Origin of the sequence: Orenia metallireducens (genome assembly GCF_003001995.1) — a bacterium.
Classification (GTDB): Bacteria; Bacillota; Halanaerobiia; order Halobacteroidales; family Halobacteroidaceae; genus Orenia; species Orenia metallireducens_B.
The window spans coordinates 17,851-36,703 of sequence record NZ_PVNB01000019.1 but is presented as its reverse complement, the minus strand read 5'-3'; the positions used below and the strand labels follow the sequence as shown (position 1 = coordinate 36,703).

Below are 18,853 nucleotides of genomic sequence, written 5' to 3'. Positions count from 1 at the left end.
GAAAGCTTAGCAAATTAATAAAGTTAGTATACAATTTAGAAGCTATGGATAAGATAACTATTATAGGTTGAAAGGGGGATCACATGATAATATTAATTTTAATCCTTTTAATCTTAATTATTTTACGCTTTGGCAAGATAAGGTTTATGATTGATATTAATGTCCAGCAAGAAGGTGATGATTTGGTAGCTAAACTCAATTTTACCTTCTTTAAATATAGATTCAAATTACCTTATGTAGAGATTGAGGAGCGGTTTTCCTTCTCAGATTTTGAATTTAAAGCTAGGGTAAATGAAAGGTTTAAAAGGGAAGTGAAGATAGATGAGAAGTTAGAAAAAGGAGAAAGAAATAAGGGTGATATAGCACATATTATTAACTTTTTCAATCAAGTCAAAAAGGTTTTTACACATATAGAAGATGTTGTAGTGATAATTGATAAATGTGATGATTTTTGGTGGGTTACAAACTTTGGACTGATAAATCAGGCTTATACAGGAATTTTAACAGGAATGATTTGGGCAGTTAAAGGTTCTGTTGTCTCTATTTTACAAAATTTTATAAGATTTGAAGCTGTACCTGTTATTCAAGTCGAGCCTTCTTTTAATTATCCTCAGGATTTTGGTATGGAATTTGAGGGTATATTTACTTTTAAGATAGGTGATATTATACATATGGGATTGAAGATATTAATTTCTCAACTCAAAAGGAGGTTAAAGGGAAATGGCCGATCATCCAATTGAAAATATAATGTCCACAGCAATGGAGAATATAAAAACTATGGTTGATGTAAATACTATTGTAGGAGATCCAGTAGAGACCAAGGATGGCAGTGTAATCATCCCTGTTTCAAAGGTCAATTTTGGTTTTGCGGCTGGTGGTGCTGAATATCTATTAAAAAAGAACAATGGTGAAGATAAGGATAGAGAAAGAAATTCAGCTAAGGGTACAAACTTTGGTGGAGGTAGTGGAGCTGGGGTAATGCTACAGCCGATTGCTTTTTTAGTAGTCAGTGAAGGTCAAGTAAGATTATTGCCAGTTAATAACAATGCCGTTGTTGAGCGGCTAGTAAACTTGGCTCCTGAATTATTAGATCATCTCAAAGGTCTTACTAAACAGAATGACAAGAACAAGAAAGAAGATAATACAAATGTGGAGATTAGTGTATAAAAGACTAAAAGTGAAGGGGAACCTTCACTTTTCCTTTGAATTTTTTGGAGGTGTAATCATGATTAAAAGATACTTAATAACATTAATAATAGTTTGTAGCTTAGTTTTAACGGTTAATGCAATTGCTTTAGCATATCCTCAATTATCTGCACAAGCAGCGATCTTAATGGATGTAGAGACTGGTCAGATACTTTATCAGAAGAATATTCATCAGCGTCGTGCTCCTGCTAGTACTACTAAGATTATGACTGGAATCTTAGCAATAGAGAATGGCAATCTTTCTGACAAAGTAACTGCTAGTAAACGAGCAGCCTACGAAGGTGGTTCTTCAATCTATTTGGTTCCTGATGAAACTTTAACCTTAGAAGAGATGGTCTATGGTCTTTTATTAAAATCAGGTAATGATGCAGCTGTAGCAATTGCTGAACACATTGGTGGTTCTGTAGAGAATTTTGCCAAGTTGATGAATCTTAAAGCAAGAGAAGTAGGTGCTTTACATACAACCTTTAAAAATCCCAATGGTTTACCCCAAGAGGGTCATCTAACAACAGCCTATGATTTGGCACAGGTAGCCCGTTATGCTCTACAAAATCCCATCTTTGCTAAGGTGGTTTCAACAAAAAAGAAGAGAATTGAGTGGCCTGGTCATAGTTGGGATAGAATCTTAAGCAATACCAATAAATTATTAACCCGCTCTGATATAGTTGATGGTGTTAAAACTGGTTATACTAGAGCAGCAGGAAGGTGTTTGGTCTCTTCTGCTACTAAAAATGGTCAACAGTTGGTTAGTGTAGTTCTAAAGAGTGGGGCGATGTGGAATGAATCTTTAGCTTTATTAAATTATGGTTTTAATCGTTATCAGAAGGTAGAAGTGATTGCTAAAGGAGAAGAGGTTCATCAAATCTCTATTCATGAGCAAAAGATAAAGTTAAAGGCTGCTAAGGAGTTTAATTATGTCCTCCCTAAAGGTAGCAGTACTAAGATAAAGAAAGTAATTGATGTTAAGAATGATATCACTTTACCAATCAAGAAAGGGGAAAAATTAGGCAATATTGCTTTATATGATAAGGATGATAATCTATTGGATAGAATAGATCTAATCTCTGACCGTTATGTTGAAGATTCTGCAGTCAATAATTTCTGGAAGAAGCTATCAGCTGAAATCCAAATCTATTTTTAACAAGGAGATTTACTATTATACTAGAATAAGAATAACTGTAGCAACAAATAAATAAATTGAGGTGTTAGTTAATGGAGAGATTACAGAAAGTAATGGCTAGAGCAGGAGTAGCATCAAGACGACAGAGTGAAAAGTTGATAGAGCAAGGTAAAGTAAAGGTTAATGGCAAGGTGGTAAAAGAATTGGGATTTAAGGTTAATCCACAGCAAGATGATATAGAGGTAAATGATAAGAAGATTAAGAAAGAGAAATTGGTCTATATCTTATTAAATAAACCCAGAGAATGTGTTACAACAGTAAGTGATCCTAAGGGAAGAAAGACAGTAATAGATCTAGTTAAGGTAAAAGAGAGAGTATATCCAGTAGGGAGATTAGATTATGATACCGAAGGTCTATTATTATTAACCAATGATGGTGAGGTTGCCTATGCTCTAACCCATCCTAGCCACCAAATCAGTAAGGAATACTTGGCTACTGTTGATGGAGTACCTAATGATGCTAAGTTAAAAGCTTTAGAGCGTGGAGTACACTTAGGTGATGGGTGGACTGCACCTGCTAAAGCAGAAAGGGTTGTAGAATTTAATAATAAATCAATAGTATCTTTAGAGATTCATGAAGGAAGAAAGCATCAGGTTAAGAGGATGCTCAAGTCAGTAGGCCATCCAGTATTAGAATTAAAGAGGATTAAAATGGGACCTTTATCCTTAGATGAGGATTTGAAGTTGGGTACATATAGATTTTTAAAGTATGATGAGATTCAAGAACTTAAAGAGATTGCTAGGCAGGTAAAGGAAAATGAGCAAGAGTAATTATATTATTCCCATCTTTGTTCCCCACTTGGGCTGTCCCCATGACTGTGTCTTCTGTAATCAGCGGGAGATTACAGGTGTTACAAAGGATTTAAGCCAGGAAGAAGTCTTGGCTAAGATCAATGAATATTTAAGCACAATTCCCAAAACAGCTACAAGGATAGAGGTTGCCTTTTATGGAGGTAGCTTTACAGGAATTGACCCCAAATATCAGCTGGAGCTACTATCAGTTGCAAAAATCTTCTTAGATAAAGGGGATATTACTGGGATTAGGTTATCTACTAGACCTGATTATATAGATCTGGAGATATTAGATAGGTTAAAAGAATATGGTGTAGGGACTATTGAATTAGGGGTTCAATCTCTAGACGATGATGTATTAACTGCTGCAATCAGGGGACATAGTAGAGCAGATGTTAAGAAGGCGGTCTCTTTAATCAAAGAGTATGACTTTAAATTAGGGTTACAGGTTATGCCTGGTCTACCTAACAGTACGGAAACTTCTGATTTAGATACAGTAACAGAGGTTATTAAGCTTAATCCAGATTTTGTACGGATATATCCTACCTTGGTCATCAAAAATACTCAATTAGCTAAGCTATATAAAGCAGGTAAGTATGAGCCTTTATCATTAGCAGAGGCAGTTGCTATCAGTGCTCAATTAGTAGAGAATTTCAAAAAAGCTGGGATTGATATAATTAGAGTTGGGCTCCAGCCTTCTGAGGGGGTCAATTCTACAGAGGTTTTAGCAGGACCTTTTCATCCTTCCTTTAGACAATTAGTAGAATCTAAGTTACTATTGAATAAAATTGAAGATGAGATTAGAGAAAAAACTATTAATAAATTAGAATTAACGGTTAATTCCAAAGATATCTCCAATCTTAGAGGACAGAAGAATAGTAATTTAGAGTACTTGTATAATCATTACAAACTTCAAGAGATAATTATCAAGGATGATGATACTTTAGCTAGGGGCAAGATTAAAATAAACGTTATTTACTAAATTTTATTTTCTAAATTAGTCATAATATAGCAGCTAACTTACTATATATGAATATAAGGAATAATTAATAGGCTAAATTAAGGGAGGAAATAATATGGAAATATTGAAAGTATCATCAACTTCAAAGCCTAAATCTGTAGCTGGAGCATTAGCTGCTGTAATACGTGAAGAAGGTAGAGCAGAGCTACAGGGTGTTGGAGCTGGAGCTATAAATCAAGCTGTGAAAGCGATTGCCATTGTAAGAGGATTTATAGCACCAAATGGTATAGATTTAGTTGCGATTCCTGCTTTTTCTGAAATTGAAATTGATGGGCAAGAAAGAACTGCCATTAAGTTTATTGTTGAACCAAGATAATTAAAATTAATATCGAATAAAGACTATAACCCTGCTAGCTTTTAAGGTGGGGTTATAGTTTTGTTTATTTTTTGCTATATTTATGTTAAAATAAAATTTGAGCCTATATAAAATACAGAATAAATTTAAGACTAAGTAAAACCTTAATCTTAGACTAAAAGTATTACAATAGCTAAACTATAAAAAGAATTTTACGTTTAATAGAATATATTTTACAAGTCTATATGCAAGAAAGGAGGAAAGTTATGTTTCTTAAAAGTATAACCATTAAAGGCTTTAAATCCTTTGCTGATAGGGTAAAGGTAGATTTTGAGCCTGCTATTACAGGAATTATAGGTCCTAATGGTAGTGGAAAAAGTAATATCTCTGATGCTATCCGTTGGGTATTAGGTGAGCAGAGTGCCAAAACCTTAAGGGGAGGCAAGATGGAGGACGTTATCTTTGCAGGAAGTGGCAAAAGAAGAGCCTTAGGTTTAGCAGAGGTTACCTTGACCCTGGATAATCGTGATGGTGCTCTACCGATTGATTATAAAGAGGTGATTATTGGTAGACGAGTAACCCGTAGTGGAGAGAGTGACTATCTAATCAATAATAATACCTGCCGTTTAAAGGATATTAAGGAACTATTTATGGATACAGGGATTGGTAAGGATGCTTATTCGATAATTGGACAGGGAAAGGTTGAAGCTATTTTAAGTGAAAACTCTGTAGATAGAAGGGAGCTTTTTGAAGAGGCTGCTGGAATCAGTAAGCATAAGAGCCGTAAAGAAGAGGCAGAAAAGAAGTTAGATAGTACAGAGCAGAAGCTACAGCGAATAAAGGATATTATCCATGAAATAGAGAGGCAAGTAGAGCCTTTAGAGAAAGAGTCTAAGAAGGCGAAAAAATATCAAGAGTATAGAAGTGAACTAAAAGAGTTAGAGGTTAACTTACTAGCTAATATTTATTTGGAATTAGAAGAGAAGCTTGACCAAGATATTACTAGTAAGCAACGACTATCTTATCAACTAACTGAGGCAAAATCAGCTGTAAGTGAATATGATTTGAGAATAGGCAAGGAGAAGGAACGCTTAGAGGAGCTAACAGCAGATTCTGACCAGCAAAAGGAGAATATCTTTGAGGCTAAAAGTAGTGTAGAGCGGATTGAGAACAAATTAACTTTGGCTAAACAGCAACAGGATAATATTCTAGAGCAGAAGGGTAGACTAGAGAGTGAGATTAATCGGTTAAAAGAGAGGATTAACTTAAATAAAGAGGAGATTGCAAAAAAAGATAAGAAAGAGATAGAGTTACTAGAGAAGATCAAAGAAAAGTCTTTGTTATTGGATCAGAAGAATAAAGAGTTAGATACTTTATCTAGAGAATTAGATGAGAAATTTGCGGTCAAGAAAGGCTTTCAAGATAATCAATTAAAGCAGATTACTAAAATTAATAGGCAGCAACATCAATTAGAGACAGCAAGTAGAGATATCAGACGTTATCAAGAGGATATAACTGCTTTAGTGGAGCAAAGAGAGTCTTTAACTAAAGAAGTTGATAAAGCCTTAGAAGAGATGAGAAATAAAGAGAGTAGACTAGAAGAGATTAAAAAGAACATAAGTGATTATCGTAATGAATATAATAGAGAAAAAACTAACAATAGCCAGCTCCAAGACAGCTTAACTTCCTTAAGGGATGAGTATGAAGAGATAAAAGATAGCTTAAATGCTAAAAGCTCAAGATTAAAGGTTCTTGAAGGGATGGAAGAGAACTATGAAGGCTACTATAGAGGGGTTAAGAATCTATTTAAACATATTGAAGATAGTGAGCAGATAAAAGGTGTTTGTGGGGTAATAGCAGAATTAATTAATACACCCCAAGAGTATGAAACGGCTATTGAAGTCTCTTTAGGTAGTACTTTACAGAATGTTGTTGTAGAGAATGATCAGGTTGCCAAACAAGCAATTAGATATTTAAAGACTAGCAAGGGTGGACGAGCTACCTTCTTGCCCCTTAACTTAATATCTTCTCGCTCTTTAAACCAATCTGAACTCTCTGCCTTAAAGATAGAAGGAGCTATTGGTGTTGCCAAAGATTTAATCAGCTATGATTCAAAATATCAGAATATTATCGAGAACCTCCTTGGTAGGGTAATTATCGCCAAGGATATTGATGCTGCTGTTAAAGTATCCAAGGCTGCTGATAAGAGGGTAAAGGTAGTGACCTTAGATGGTGATGTAGTTAACCCTGGAGGTGCTATGACAGGAGGAAGCCGCAATCAGAACAACAATTTATTGGGGCGTTCTAGAGAGATTGGGGTTTTATCTAATCAGGTTGAAGATTTGACTCTTAAATTAAAGAAAAGAGAAGAATCAGGTCTTAAGGTAAAAGAGAGTTTAGTTGAATCTGAGAATAAATTAACTAAGGTAGAAGAACAGGTTCACCAACTAGAGCTTAAAGAGGCCAATTACTTAAAGGACTATCAACAGGCTAACAGAGAGGTAGAGCGATTAAGAGGTGAGTTGGCTGCTAAAGACTCTAGAATAAAAGAGCTAAGGCAAGAGATTATCAGTTTAGAGTCTGAGAGCAAAGAGTTATCTCAAGCTTTAAGTAGATTGAACAATGATGATTCTAGTATTAAAGAGAGGGTTATAGAGCTAGAAGAGAAGATAAAAAAGCTAGAGGCAACTAAAGCTTTATACACAGATGAGATTACAGAGCTGAAGGTAAGTATAGCTGCTTTAAGGCAAGAAAAAGGAAGCTTGGCTGAAGAGCTAGAGTCTAAAGAGAAGGCAATAGCCTATGCTAAGGATGAAATTACTAATAAAGAAGAAGAGATAAAACGCTTGATGGATAAGGATAAACAACTTAATTTCAGAAAGCAAGAGCTAGATAAAGAGAAGGAAGAGATGAGCAAGGAGGTTGTCCGCTTAAAGAATCTTCTTGATGAATTTAGAATAGAGATTTCAGAGATTAAAGCTAAGATCAATTCATATCAACAGGAATCTAAGGATATTAGAGCTAGATATGAAAAGCTACAAAAAGAGTATAATAAGATTGAAATTGATGTAGCGCAGTTGCAGGTTAAACTAGAGAATATTCAAACTAAGTTGCAAGAGGAGTATGAACTGAGTATTGAAGCGGCAAGTGTTGATATTAAAAAGATTACTAATCAAAATCAGGTTGAAAAAGAGATTAAAGGGCTTAAGAGTTCAATGAAGAGGTTAGAGCCAGTTAATTTAGGAGCGATTGAAGAGTATGAAACCCTAAGTCAAAGATTTAATTTCTTACAAGAGCAGCATCAGGACTTAGTTGAATCTAAAGAATCTTTAGAAGAGGTAATTAAAGAGATAGAGGATGAGATGGAAGAGAAGTTCTTAGAGACCTTTAATCAAGTAAAAGTAGAGTTTGAGAAGATATTTACAGATTTATTTGAGGGTGGTCAGGCGCAGTTGGCATTAGAGGATGAAGATGATCTATTAGAGACAGGAATTGAGATTAATGCTCAACCACCAGGTAAGAAGCTACAAAAGTTATCATTGATGTCTGGTGGGGAGAAGGCATTGACTGCAACAGCACTAATATTTTCACTTTTAAAGGTCAATCCAAGTCCGTTTTACGTTTTAGATGAGCTTGATGCCCCTTTAGATGATGCTAATGTAAATAGGTTTGCTAACTATTTAAATCAATTGTCAGAGATTGCCCAGTTTATTGTCATTACCCACAGAAAAGGGACTATGGCAGCTGCCAATGCCTTATATGGGGTGACTATGCAAGAATCTGGGGTTTCACAGTTATTATCATTGAAGGTAGATGAGGTTGGAGATTATGAAGAGTAGCTGATAGCCACTAGCTAGTAGCTATCAGCCAAAAATATTATAGTATATTGTCTTAGATAAACAGGAAAAATATAGTCTAAAAGGAGGGCGTATAATGAAAGTCAAGGGAATAGCAGCTTTTATAGTAGAGCGATTGGTTGATAGAAGTAATCATCTAAGCCAAGGTCGTTCGGCAGGAGCGATAGGGTTTATTAATCAAGAGGGGTATATCGATTCGATGACAGAAATAGTCAATGGTGGAATATCAGGACTCCCTTATCGGCAGATGCTGTCTAAGGTGGCTAAGACTGAGGGAGAAGCTTTATTGGAGATTATCAATCAGCTGCCTGAAAATGCAGTGATTATTACTACCAATCCAGGCAAGACTGGTATTATTGTAGGTACAGGTGGTCTTGATGTATTTAATATACCACTAATTAGTATTGGAGTGAAGATGGGTAAGGCGGCTGGAGTAGGGTTGATTTATCCTAAGAAGGAATACTTTGATTTAGCTACTGAATCTGAGGATATACAATTACATAGGTTAACAGCTAAGACTATGGAGGAAGAAAGGGAGATTTTACGAGAGTCCTTCAATTTACAATTGAATTATCTAGATATCTGCAAAGAGTTAGAACAAGTAGATATCCCTGAGGATGAGGTTTCTTTAGCCAAGGTTCCAGAAAAGAAGTGGCAGATACCAGCAATTGAAGTCAACACTATTGATAAAGAGTTTGCCAAGCGCTTAGTTGCCAAATCTACTGAAGTGGAGCAGGGCAGAGAAGTTGCAGCGATTGGAGAGATTGTGGATGGTCATATCATCCAAAAAGGAGAGATAGTTGTTGGGGGTATGGGTTATGTTCCTTCTAGGATGTTAGCATCTAGCTATACTGATATCTCAGGTATCTCCTTAAAAGAGGCTTATACTAATATTATTCCTCATAATGTTGCAATTGTACATACCCATCCTGGTGGAACTGGAGTAATGCATATGGGTGATGCCATGGCTGGACCAGGCAGTTGGGGAAGACCAGTAATAGCTATCGGTCATGATAAGGATGGTAATATCAAAGGTGCTACTGTGATTGAGCTAAGAGAAGAGGTAGCTAAGTTAGCTGATGAATATGAAGAGGTAGGTCAAAAATACTATCTTGCTGAGACCCCAGAAGAGGAAGCAGAGATTAGAAAAAGACGTTTTGGAATTGCTCAAGAGTATACAGATCTATGTAAACCATTAGAATTGAAGTAAGGGGGAAGATTTATGTTAAAGAAGATTTTTGGATTTGCTAAGAAAAAGAAGAAAGAAGAAGAGGTTCAAAAGGTTGAAGAGGTTACTAGAGTTGAAGAGCTTAATCAGCCCCAAGAAGAAGAGATAACAGAAGAAGTTGGTCAAAAGAAAGAAGTAGTAGCTCAACAAGAGGAAGAGAAGATTGAAGAGGAAGTAGCAGAGGTTAAAGAACCTCAACAAGAAGAGCAGAAGCTAAGTTTCTTTGGTAGATTAAAGAAGGGGCTAAGTAAGACTAGAAATGGTTTTGTAGCACAAGTAGAGAACCTCTTTAGTAAATTTACTAGTATTGATGAAGAGCTATTTGAAGAGTTAGAGGAGATTTTAATTCAAGCAGATGTTGGTGTACATACTACAATGAACTTGGTAGATGATTTAAGGGAGAAAGCTAAAGAAGAGAATATAAAAGAGCCTAAGGATTTAAATGAGTTATTTAAGAATCAATTGATTGAGATATTAAGCCAAGGTGAAGAAAAAGAGGATAGTGAGCAACCTACTATATTAATGGTAGTAGGAGTAAATGGTGCTGGAAAGACTACAACTATTGGTAAGATAGCTCAGAGAACTAAAGAGGCAGGAATGAAGGTCTTGTTAGGGGCTGGGGATACTTTTAGAGCTGCGGCTATCGATCAGCTAAAGGTTTGGGGCTCTAGAGTAGGAGTAGATATCATTGCCCACCAAGAAGGTGCAGATTCAGCAGCTGTAGCCTATGATGCTGTACAAGCAGCCAAATCTAGAGGTGTAGATTTATTGATTGTTGACACTGCTGGTAGATTACACACCCAATCTAACTTGATGCAAGAGTTAGAGAAGGTCAAAAGGGTAATTACTCGTGAAGCCGGTGAGATGAGAGTAGAGGTACTGTTAGTATTGGATGCAACTACTGGTCAAAATGCAGTCAATCAAGCCAAGCTATTTAATGATGCAGTAGCTATAGATGGTATTGCTCTAACTAAGCTAGATGGAACAGCTAAAGGTGGAGTGGTAATTGCAATTAAAGAGGAGCTAGGAATTCCTATTAAGCTAATTGGTGTTGGGGAGTCTGCAGAAGATTTACAGGACTTTGAAGCAGAATCCTTTATTGAAGCACTGTTTAATGGATAGTATTAAGTCTAAGCTTGAGTTTGAAATTAAGCTAGGATTGAATAAATCTTAGCTCATATTTAAGCTTAAACTAAAATGATTTTTCTTGACAATAGGTTATCCATATGTTATATTATCATCTGTAAAGGGAAATTCCTTAACAGTAAATGAAGGTGATTTTGTTGTTGAATATAGATAAGGTTGTTAGAGTTGCCAGATTATTCAGTTTTTATGCACCACTTTTAACTGAAAGGCAGCAGGAGTTTATTAGGTTATATTATCACCATGACTTATCTCTAGGTGAGATAGCCAAGCAGCAGGGGATTAGTCGCCAAGCAGTTTATGATAATCTAAAGCGTTCAGAAGAGTCTTTAGAGGATTATGAAGAGAAGTTGAGATTACTTAAATATTATGATGGTATTCGAGATGAACTTGATAGATTAAATAATATGGTAGAGAAGATAGAACCCAGATTGGAAGAAGATGATGTAGAGAAGTTAAAAGGTGTTTTGGCTAGATTGCAAGCCTACCAAGAGGGGGAATTGATGTGATCTTTGAAGGATTAGCAGATAAGCTACAAGGAGCTTTTGATAAATTAAAAGGAAAAGGTAAGCTGTCAGAAAAGGATGTTAAGGGAGCTTTAAGAGAGGTCAAGTTGGCTTTATTAGAGGCTGATGTAAACTTTAAGGTTGTTAAGAAGTTTGTTAAAAAGATTGAAGAGAGAGCTGTAGGGCATGAGGTATTAACTAGTTTGACTCCAGCTCAGCAGGTAATTAAGATAGTTAATGAAGAGCTAACAGAGTTGATGGGAGGAACTCAAAGTAAGATAACTTTTGCTTCTAATCCTCCAACTATTATTATGATGGCTGGTTTGCAAGGTGCTGGTAAGACGACCACTGTTGGTAAATTAGCTAAATTATTAAAATCCCAAGGAAAGAATCCTCTATTAGTAGCTGCTGATATCTATCGACCAGCTGCAATTAAGCAGTTACAGGTATTAGGTGAGAAAGTAGAGCAGCCAGTATTCACTATGGGAGATAAGCAAGACCCAGTAGATATTGCTAAAGCGGCTATTAGCCATGCAGAGTCTAATGGTAATGATGTAGTAATTATAGATACTGCGGGTCGCTTACATATAGATGAAGCCTTAATGGATGAGCTAAAGAATGTTAAGAAGGCTGTAAAGCCCCATGAGATATTATTGGTGGTAGATTCTATGACTGGGCAGGATGCCGTTAATGTTGCCGAAAACTTTGATCAGGCTTTGGGTGTTGATGGTGTTGTTTTAACTAAGTTAGATGGTGACGCTCGTGGTGGTGCTGCTTTGTCTATCAGTTCAGTAACAGGAAAGCCAATTAAATTTGGAGGTTTTGGAGAGAAATTAGAAGATTTAAGAGAATTTCATCCAGACCGTATGGCCTCTAGAATTTTGGGGATGGGTGATGTTTTAACTCTAATTGAGAAGGCTGAAGCTCAATTTGATGAGAAGAAGGCTAGAGAATTAGAAGAGAAGTTAAGAAAACAAGAATTTACCTTTGAGGACTTTTTAGACCAGATGAAACAGGTCAGAAATATGGGACCTCTTGAGGAGATAATGGGAATGATTCCTGGTGTTGGAAAACAACTTAAAGGGATTCAAGTTGATGAAAAAGAGCTAGATAAAATTGAAGCAATTATTAATTCTATGACAATAGAGGAACGTCGTAATCCTGAATTGATCAAAGGTAGTCGTCGCCGCAGAATTGCAATGGGAAGTGGAACAACGGTTCAAGATGTAAATCGTTTATTAAAGCAATTCAAGCAGACTAGAAAGATGATGAAACAGATGGGTGAGATGAGTAAAGGATTAGGCTCAGGTAAGCTTAAAGGTAAATTCAAACTACCTTTTATGTAAAATAGAGATAATGATGAGTGTGAGTAATTTAAGATTAAGGTTATTCACAGCTTTCATATAAAGTAAATTATTAAATTAAAGGAGGTGAAGTATAATGGCAGTTAAGATTAGATTAAAAAGAATGGGTTCTAAAAGAAATCCTTTTTATAGATTAGTTGTTGCTGATTCTCGTAAGCCTAGAGACGGACGATTTATCGAAGAGCTTGGATACTACAACCCTACAACTGATCCAGAAACAGTTAAAGTTAATGAAGAGGCTGCATTAAATTGGTTAAGCAATGGGGCACAACCTTCTAATACTGTAAGAAATATTTTAAGTCGTCAAGGAATCATGAAAAAGTTTGACGAAATGAAGAGAAAATAAGTTTAGCTTAAAGTTCAGCTTTGGAGGTGCTCTTTTTGAAAGAGGTATTGCGAACAATCGTTAAACATATTGTGGACAATCCTGAAGAGATTCTGATAAATCAAAAAGAAGAGGGTCAATCTACGATCTTAGAGTTAAAGGTGGCTGCTGATGATATGGGCAAGGTGATTGGTAAAGGTGGAAGAGTTGCCAAAGCTATTAGAACTGTCATTGGTGCGGCAGCAACTAAGACTGATAAACATGTTTCAGTAAAAATTGTAGATTGATTTATAAAATCGACTTATTTGATAAAAGGCTAGAGTAAATCTCTAGCCTTTTGCTAATTTCTTATAAATACTTTAATTTATAGCTATATCGGATATAATAAAAGGAGGGGTCTTATGGCTGAAAAACTCATTACTATAGGAGAGATTATTCGTCATCAGGGAAATAAAGGAGAAGTTAGGGTTAAGCCTTTAACAGATTTTATTGAAAGGTTTGAAATGTTAGATAGAGTCTATCTAGTTAAGAATAGAATCAAAAAAGAGGTCTATCTAGAGGATGTTTGGTATCATAAGCAGTTTGTTATTTTAAAATTTGAAGGCTTTGATGGGATTTCTGAGGCTATTGACCATAAAGGTTATTTAATCCAGATAGCTGAAGAAGAGAAGGTAGAGCTAGCAGAAGATGATTATTATGTAGATGAGATTATAGGGATAGAGGTCTATACTAAAAATGGAGAGTATCTAGGAACTTTACAAGAGGTTTTAGAGACTGGTGCTAATGATGTTTATATAGTAAATAATGATGGGGAAGAATTATTATTACCTGCAATTAAAGATGTTATCTTAAATGTAGATTTAAGTGAACAAAAGATGGTAGTCAAACTATTACCGGGATTAAGGTAAGGTGATATGATGAAGTTTGAGATTTTGACACTATTTCCTGAAATGTTCGAAGGAGTTTTAGGAAGTAGTATCCTAAATAAAGCACAAGAGAGAGAGTTAATTGAGGTAGAGACTATCAATATTCGTGCTTATGCTACTGATAAACATAAGCAAGCTGATGACTACCCTTATGGTGGGGGGGCAGGAATGGTGATGAAGCCAGAGCCTATCTTTAGAGCAGTTGATAGCTTAGAGATAGATGAAGATGTTCCAGTTATCTTCTTAACACCACAAGGTAAGACCTTTAATCAAAAGATGGCAAAGGATTTTGCTAAGAAGGAGAGATTGGTCTTGTTATGTGGTCATTATGAAGGTATTGACCAAAGAGTAAGAGGTGAGCTAGTTAGCCATGAGATCTCAATTGGTGATTTTGTTTTAACAGGTGGAGAGTTGCCTGCTATGATTTTAGTCGATGCTATCTCTAGAATGGTACCAGGGGTGTTAGGAAGTGATGAGTCCTATATTGAGGATTCTTTCTATCATGGGATACTAGATTATCCCCAATATACCCGCCCACAGGAGTTTAGAGGCTTAGAAGTTCCTGATATCTTATTAAGTGGTGATCATGGGAAGATTGCTCGCTGGAGAAGAAAAGAGGCTCTGAAAAAGACATTACTAAGAAGATCAGATTTATTAGAAGAGGTTGAACTATCTTCTGAAGATAAAAAGTTATTAGCAGAAATAAGAGAAGAACTAAAAAAGGAGGGATAAGATGGGAGAGCCTAGATTTTATCTAGCATTATTACATAATCCTGTTTATAATAAGCGGATGGAGGTTATTACCACTACCGTTACCAACTTTGACTTACATGATATTGCCCGCTCTAGTAAAACCTATGATGTAAATAAATATTATATTGTTAATCATCTAGACTCACAACAGAAGTTAGTAGGTAGAATGAAGGAGTATTGGTCAGGGGATTTTGGGGCAGAATATAATCCAGATAGAAAAGAGGCCTTTAGCATCCTTGATATTAAGGCAGAATTGGCCGAGGTTATAGCAGATATCAAAAGCATAGAAAAAGAAGAGCCGATCCTGATAACTACTGATGCTAGAACTTATCCTAATACAATAACTTATAAAGACTTAAGGGAGAAGATACATAGTGGTGATAGACCTTATTTAGTTCTATTAGGGACAGGATGGGGTCTAACCAAAGAGGTAATGAACTCAACAGAGTATATTTTAGAGCCAATTTATGGTAGAGGAGACTATAATCATCTATCGGTTAGAAGTGCTGCTGCTATTATACTCGATAGGCTGTTAGGTGAAAGCTGGTTTAGTTAAGTTTATGACAATTTAATAAATTCTCTTGTAATCTAGAAATTCTTGTGTTATAATATCCTAGTGTGAAGACAGACGGTCCTCTGGCCCTAAGGGTTTAAGAACGTTTTGAGAGAGGAGGCAAGACTAATGAACATAATTGATGCTATTGAAAGCCAACAATTAAAGAATGATGTTCCTGCATTTAACTCTGGTGATACTGTTAAAGTACACGTAAAGGTTAAAGAGGGTGGGAAAGAGAGAATCCAAATTTTCCAAGGAATCGTTATCAAAAAGCAAGGTGGAGGAATCAGAGAGACTTTCACTGTAAGAAAGATTTCCTTTGGAGTTGGAGTTGAACGTGTTTTCCCAATCCATTCTCCAAAAATTGCTAAGATTGAAGTGGCAAGACGTGGAGATGTAAATAGAGCTAAATTATATTACCTAAGAGAACGTAGAGGTAAGGCTGCTCAAGTAAAAGAAAAGAGATTCTAATTAACTTAGATTACAAGAGGGACTGGCTATTTAAGCCTGTCCTTTTTTTCTATTCTAAATAATTGCTTTAAGTCTGAGTTTAACTTAAGCTTAAATTTGAATTCAGGTCGATATATTAATTAGTTATTTTATAGCAAGGGAGTGGAGTTGAATTGTTTAAGGAATATTTAAAATCGATAGTAATTGCTCTTTTAATCTCCTTTTTTATCATTACCTTTGTAGTACAGGCCTTTTATATTCCATCAGGTTCGATGCTACCAACCTTAAAGCCAGGTGACAGAATCTTTGCTAACAAGTTTATCTATAGATTCCGAGAACCTAGAAGGCAAGAAATAATCGTCTTTAAGTGGCCAGTCGATCCCAAGCGTAGATTTATCAAGAGATTGATCGGTCTGCCAGGTGATAGAGTGAAGATAGTAGAAGGGCAGGTATATGTTAATGATAAGCCTTTAGAGGAGGATTATACATTAGAGAGAAGCTATACTGATTTTCCTGAGGTTAAAGTCCCTGAAGGTCATTATTTTATGTTAGGTGATAATCGTAATAATAGTGAAGATAGTAGGTTTTGGGGATTTGTTCCTCAGGCGAATATAGTAGGAAAAGCATTTGTTATTTTCTGGCCTTTAAATAGAATGGCGCTAATTAGGGAGGGGAACTAATGACAATACAATGGTATCCAGGTCATATGGTAAGAGCCAAAAGGCAGGTTGAGGATAGATTAAAGTTAATAGATGTAGTTATTGAGCTATTAGATGCTAGAATTCCCTTTAGCAGTAGAAACCCAGATATAGATGATATTTTAAAAGATCAAAAACGGGTGATAGTCCTTAATAAGATTGATTTGGCTGATCCAGAGCAGACTAAAAGCTGGAAAAGGTATTTTGCTAATATTGCTCCTACAGTAGCAGTCAACTCTTTGACAGGACAAGGGGTAAGTCAAATTTTGAAGTTGGCTAGGGATTTAATGGATAAAGAGTTTGTAGCTTTAAAAGCGAAGGGTAGAAATGAACGGAATATTAGAATGATGATTGTAGGAATCCCTAATGTAGGAAAATCCCAATTAATTAATCAATTAAGTAATAAAAGTAGTGCTAAAACTGGTAATAGACCTGGGGTTACTAGAGGTCAGCAGTGGGTTAAGCTTAAAAAAGGTTTTGAGTTATTAGATACACCTGGTATCTTATGGCCTAAATTTGAAGATCAGCAGGTTGGTTTTAGATTGGCTCTTGCTGGAGCGATTAAAGAGACCATCTTTGATAGTGAACTACTTGCTTATAAATTGGTGGAACTATTAAGTGAAGTTGCCCCAGAGAAGTTAGAGGAGAGATTTAAATTAGATTATTTAAATCCTGACACCTATGAATTGGTAGCCGATATTGGTAGAAAGCGTGGTTGCCTGCAGTCTGGTGGTCGAATTGATCGTGATCGAACTTCAGATATAATCATTAAAGAGTTCAGAGATGGTAAGTTTGGTAATTTAACCTTAGAGTTACCACCACAGGGATAAGGTTAGTGACGAAGTAACAAGTTACGGGTGACGAGTAAAAACTTTTATTGTAGATTATTAGTAGTTACTTGTCACTAGTTACTAGTTACTCATTACTCATTACTGAATTATAAAGGAGGTAAATAAATCATGGATTTATCTAATTTAAGTATCAAAGAGATTAAAGTTAAGTTAGATGAGATGGAAGAGGTTGCTGATGAATTAGTTGAAAGTCTAGCTTTAGATTCAAGAAAGGGTGTACAGCGCTTAGCCCAACAACTGATACGACAACAGAGAAAAGAAGAAGAGCTAAGAGCAAAGTATGAGAAGATGAGTGTTCATGAAAGGAGAGTAAAGCAGAAGGGATATAGGATAATTGGGGGTATTGATGAGGCAGGAAGAGGACCTTTAGCAGGACCTGTGGTGGCGGCTATAGTTATCTTGCCAGAGGATGAACAGATTTTAGGCTTAGATGACTCTAAAAAGTTATCTGAGAAGAAGAGAGAAGAGCTCTTTGGAATAATTCAAGAGAAGGCAATAGATATAGGTGTAGGAATTGTTGATAATAACAGGATTGATGAGATTAATATTCTACAGGCTACATATCAGGCAATGAGAGAAGCTATAAATAGTTTAGAGCATAGACCAGAGTACTTATTAGTCGATGCTGAAACGATTCCAGATATCACTATTGCTCAAGCAGGAATCATTGAAGGTGATGCCCATAGCGTCTCTATTGCAGCAGCTTCAATTGTAGCTAAAGTCACTAGAGATAGAATGTTAGTTGAATATGATAAGGAGTATCCACAGTATAAATTTGCTTCAAATAAAGGATATGGTACAGGAGAGCATATCCAAGCTTTAAAGAGATATGGAATAACTCCCTTACACCGTACTTCCTTTGGGATAGTCAGAGAATCCATGAATGGGTGATAATATGCTAAAGGCAGGAGATATCATAGAAGGTACGGTATTGGAGGTTAAAGCAGAGAGCGTGGTTATTAAATTTGGTAGAAGGGCAATTGAAGCAAGTTGTAAGGCAGAGCTAGAAGAAGGGGAGAAGATTAAAGTCAAGATCAAGGGCTGGTATAATGGTAAGCTACTGCTTAAAGTCTTAAATAAAAACGATGGACTTGGTTCAAACTCTATAGATATAAGAGTTTAGGGTCTTTAATAATTCTTTAAAGAGAGACTAATTGATTTAAATAATCATATAAATTATCTCTTTTCTCTTTATCTTCAAATAGGAATAATTCTGTCTTTCCATAGGCTTCATTACCTAGTACTATACTGATTGTCAGGTCTAATCCCCATAATTCTTGATCAAATTCTTCTGCTAGCTCTTCAGCCTCAACCTTTTCAATTTTGATTGTAGAGTCCTTTTTTGTCATCATTACTAGCATTTCTGTAAAATTTAATAAGACATTACTGTATTCTAACTTCTTTTCGATATATTCTTGAATAGTTGTATTGTTTTCCATAAGTTGTCACTCCTTTATTCAGTCTATTAACTGTAAATTTAATTTCTTTTACCATAATTATAACATAAGTCATAATCATAAATGAAGTATTATTTAAAGGGGAATGGTTGTCAAGAGCCTCCTTTTGACTTTTAGTCAAAAGGAGGCTCTTTAGTTATTTTTATAGGATGATTTTCTGATAAGGAAACCGTTTTTTTAATATAGAGAAGGTTTATTTTCTTTTATATAGAATTAAATAGAAACAAATAGAAAATAATACATTAG

22 protein-coding genes are annotated in these 18,853 nt (G+C 35.6%); 21 read left to right on the top strand and 1 reads right to left on the bottom strand.

What is annotated here, in order from left to right:
* Positions 1-83 precede the first annotated feature (83 nt).
* From BX659_RS12675 to BX659_RS12575, 21 genes are all read left to right on the top strand, one after another.
* Positions 84-740 (top strand): DUF2953 domain-containing protein, encoded by a 657-nt coding sequence (locus BX659_RS12675; protein WP_097018582.1) that lies wholly within the window; start codon positions 84-86, stop codon positions 738-740.
* Positions 721-1,167 (top strand): GerW family sporulation protein, encoded by a 447-nt coding sequence (gene ytfJ, locus BX659_RS12670; RefSeq protein ID WP_097018581.1) that lies wholly within the window; start codon positions 721-723, stop codon positions 1,165-1,167. The genes BX659_RS12675 and ytfJ overlap by 20 nt, the downstream gene beginning before the upstream one ends.
* 58 nt (positions 1,168-1,225) lie before the next feature.
* Complete coding sequence (locus BX659_RS12665; protein WP_253250772.1) at positions 1,226-2,347, top strand: D-alanyl-D-alanine carboxypeptidase family protein; 1,122 nt, start codon at positions 1,226-1,228, stop codon at positions 2,345-2,347.
* Positions 2,348-2,418: 71 nt separating this feature from the next.
* Entirely contained in the window at positions 2,419-3,156 is a 738-nt protein-coding gene (locus BX659_RS12660) for a pseudouridine synthase (RefSeq protein ID WP_097018579.1), read from the top strand.
* Positions 3,143-4,159 carry an elongator complex protein 3 gene (locus tag BX659_RS12655; RefSeq protein WP_097018578.1) on the top strand — a complete coding sequence of 339 codons (1,017 nt, stop codon included), beginning with the start codon at positions 3,143-3,145 and terminating at the stop codon, positions 4,157-4,159. The genes BX659_RS12660 and BX659_RS12655 overlap by 14 nt, the downstream gene beginning before the upstream one ends.
* A 94-nt stretch (positions 4,160-4,253) precedes the next feature.
* Positions 4,254-4,514: a stage V sporulation protein S gene (locus BX659_RS12650; protein WP_097018577.1), complete on the top strand. Its 261-nt coding sequence runs from the start codon at positions 4,254-4,256 to the stop codon at positions 4,512-4,514.
* A 245-nt stretch (positions 4,515-4,759) separates the two neighbouring features.
* Positions 4,760-8,332, top strand: a complete 3,573-nt coding sequence (gene smc / locus BX659_RS12645) for a chromosome segregation protein SMC (protein WP_097018576.1) — start codon at positions 4,760-4,762, stop codon at positions 8,330-8,332.
* A gap of 94 nt (positions 8,333-8,426) precedes the next feature.
* Complete coding sequence (locus tag BX659_RS12640; RefSeq protein ID WP_097018575.1) at positions 8,427-9,560, top strand: peptidase S7; 1,134 nt, start codon at positions 8,427-8,429, stop codon at positions 9,558-9,560.
* A 12-nt stretch (positions 9,561-9,572) separates the two neighbouring features.
* Entirely contained in the window at positions 9,573-10,700 is a 1,128-nt protein-coding gene (ftsY, locus tag BX659_RS12635) for a signal recognition particle-docking protein FtsY (protein ID WP_097018574.1), read from the top strand.
* A 164-nt stretch (positions 10,701-10,864) separates the two neighbouring features.
* Positions 10,865-11,230: a YlxM family DNA-binding protein gene (gene ylxM / locus BX659_RS12630; RefSeq protein WP_253250771.1), complete on the top strand. Its 366-nt coding sequence runs from the start codon at positions 10,865-10,867 to the stop codon at positions 11,228-11,230.
* Positions 11,227-12,573: a signal recognition particle protein gene (ffh, locus tag BX659_RS12625; protein ID WP_097018572.1), complete on the top strand. Its 1,347-nt coding sequence runs from the start codon at positions 11,227-11,229 to the stop codon at positions 12,571-12,573. The genes ylxM and ffh overlap by 4 nt, the downstream gene beginning before the upstream one ends.
* Positions 12,574-12,667: 94 nt before the next feature.
* Positions 12,668-12,937 (top strand): 30S ribosomal protein S16, encoded by a 270-nt coding sequence (gene rpsP, locus BX659_RS12620; RefSeq protein ID WP_097018571.1) that lies wholly within the window; start codon positions 12,668-12,670, stop codon positions 12,935-12,937.
* 35 nt (positions 12,938-12,972) lie between these two features.
* Entirely contained in the window at positions 12,973-13,203 is a 231-nt protein-coding gene (locus BX659_RS12615; protein WP_097018570.1) for a KH domain-containing protein, read from the top strand.
* A 114-nt stretch (positions 13,204-13,317) separates the two neighbouring features.
* A complete protein-coding gene (gene rimM / locus BX659_RS12610; RefSeq protein WP_097018569.1) occupies positions 13,318-13,824 on the top strand; it encodes a ribosome maturation factor RimM in 507 nt (168 codons plus the stop codon).
* A 6-nt stretch (positions 13,825-13,830) separates the two neighbouring features.
* The gene (gene trmD, locus BX659_RS12605) at positions 13,831-14,574 is read left to right on the top strand and encodes a tRNA (guanosine(37)-N1)-methyltransferase TrmD (protein ID WP_172431931.1); all 744 of its coding nucleotides are present in this window, start codon (positions 13,831-13,833) and stop codon (positions 14,572-14,574) included.
* 1 nt (position 14,575) lies between these two features.
* Entirely contained in the window at positions 14,576-15,151 is a 576-nt protein-coding gene (locus tag BX659_RS12600) for an RNA methyltransferase (protein ID WP_097018567.1), read from the top strand.
* Between the two features lie 126 nt (positions 15,152-15,277).
* A complete protein-coding gene (gene rplS / locus BX659_RS12595) occupies positions 15,278-15,622 on the top strand; it encodes a 50S ribosomal protein L19 (protein WP_097018566.1) in 345 nt (114 codons plus the stop codon).
* Between the two features lie 152 nt (positions 15,623-15,774).
* Positions 15,775-16,281, top strand: coding sequence for a signal peptidase I (gene lepB, locus BX659_RS12590; protein ID WP_097018565.1), 507 nt, complete (start codon positions 15,775-15,777; stop codon positions 16,279-16,281).
* Positions 16,281-17,129 carry a ribosome biogenesis GTPase YlqF gene (gene ylqF, locus BX659_RS12585; protein ID WP_097018564.1) on the top strand — a complete coding sequence of 283 codons (849 nt, stop codon included), beginning with the start codon at positions 16,281-16,283 and terminating at the stop codon, positions 17,127-17,129. The genes lepB and ylqF overlap by 1 nt, the downstream gene beginning before the upstream one ends.
* Before the next feature lie 129 nt (positions 17,130-17,258).
* Positions 17,259-18,041 carry a ribonuclease HII gene (locus BX659_RS12580; RefSeq protein ID WP_097018563.1) on the top strand — a complete coding sequence of 261 codons (783 nt, stop codon included), beginning with the start codon at positions 17,259-17,261 and terminating at the stop codon, positions 18,039-18,041.
* On the top strand, positions 18,034-18,273 hold the full coding sequence (locus BX659_RS12575) for a hypothetical protein (protein WP_253250770.1): 240 nt from the start codon (positions 18,034-18,036) through the stop codon (positions 18,271-18,273). Before BX659_RS12580 ends, BX659_RS12575 begins: the two co-directional genes overlap by 8 nt.
* Positions 18,274-18,289: 16 nt before the next feature.
* Here BX659_RS12575 and BX659_RS12570 read toward each other — a convergent pair whose 3' ends face one another.
* The gene (locus BX659_RS12570; protein WP_106231886.1) at positions 18,290-18,589 is read right to left on the bottom strand and encodes a hypothetical protein; all 300 of its coding nucleotides are present in this window, start codon (positions 18,587-18,589) and stop codon (positions 18,290-18,292) included.
* Positions 18,590-18,853 lie beyond the last annotated feature (264 nt).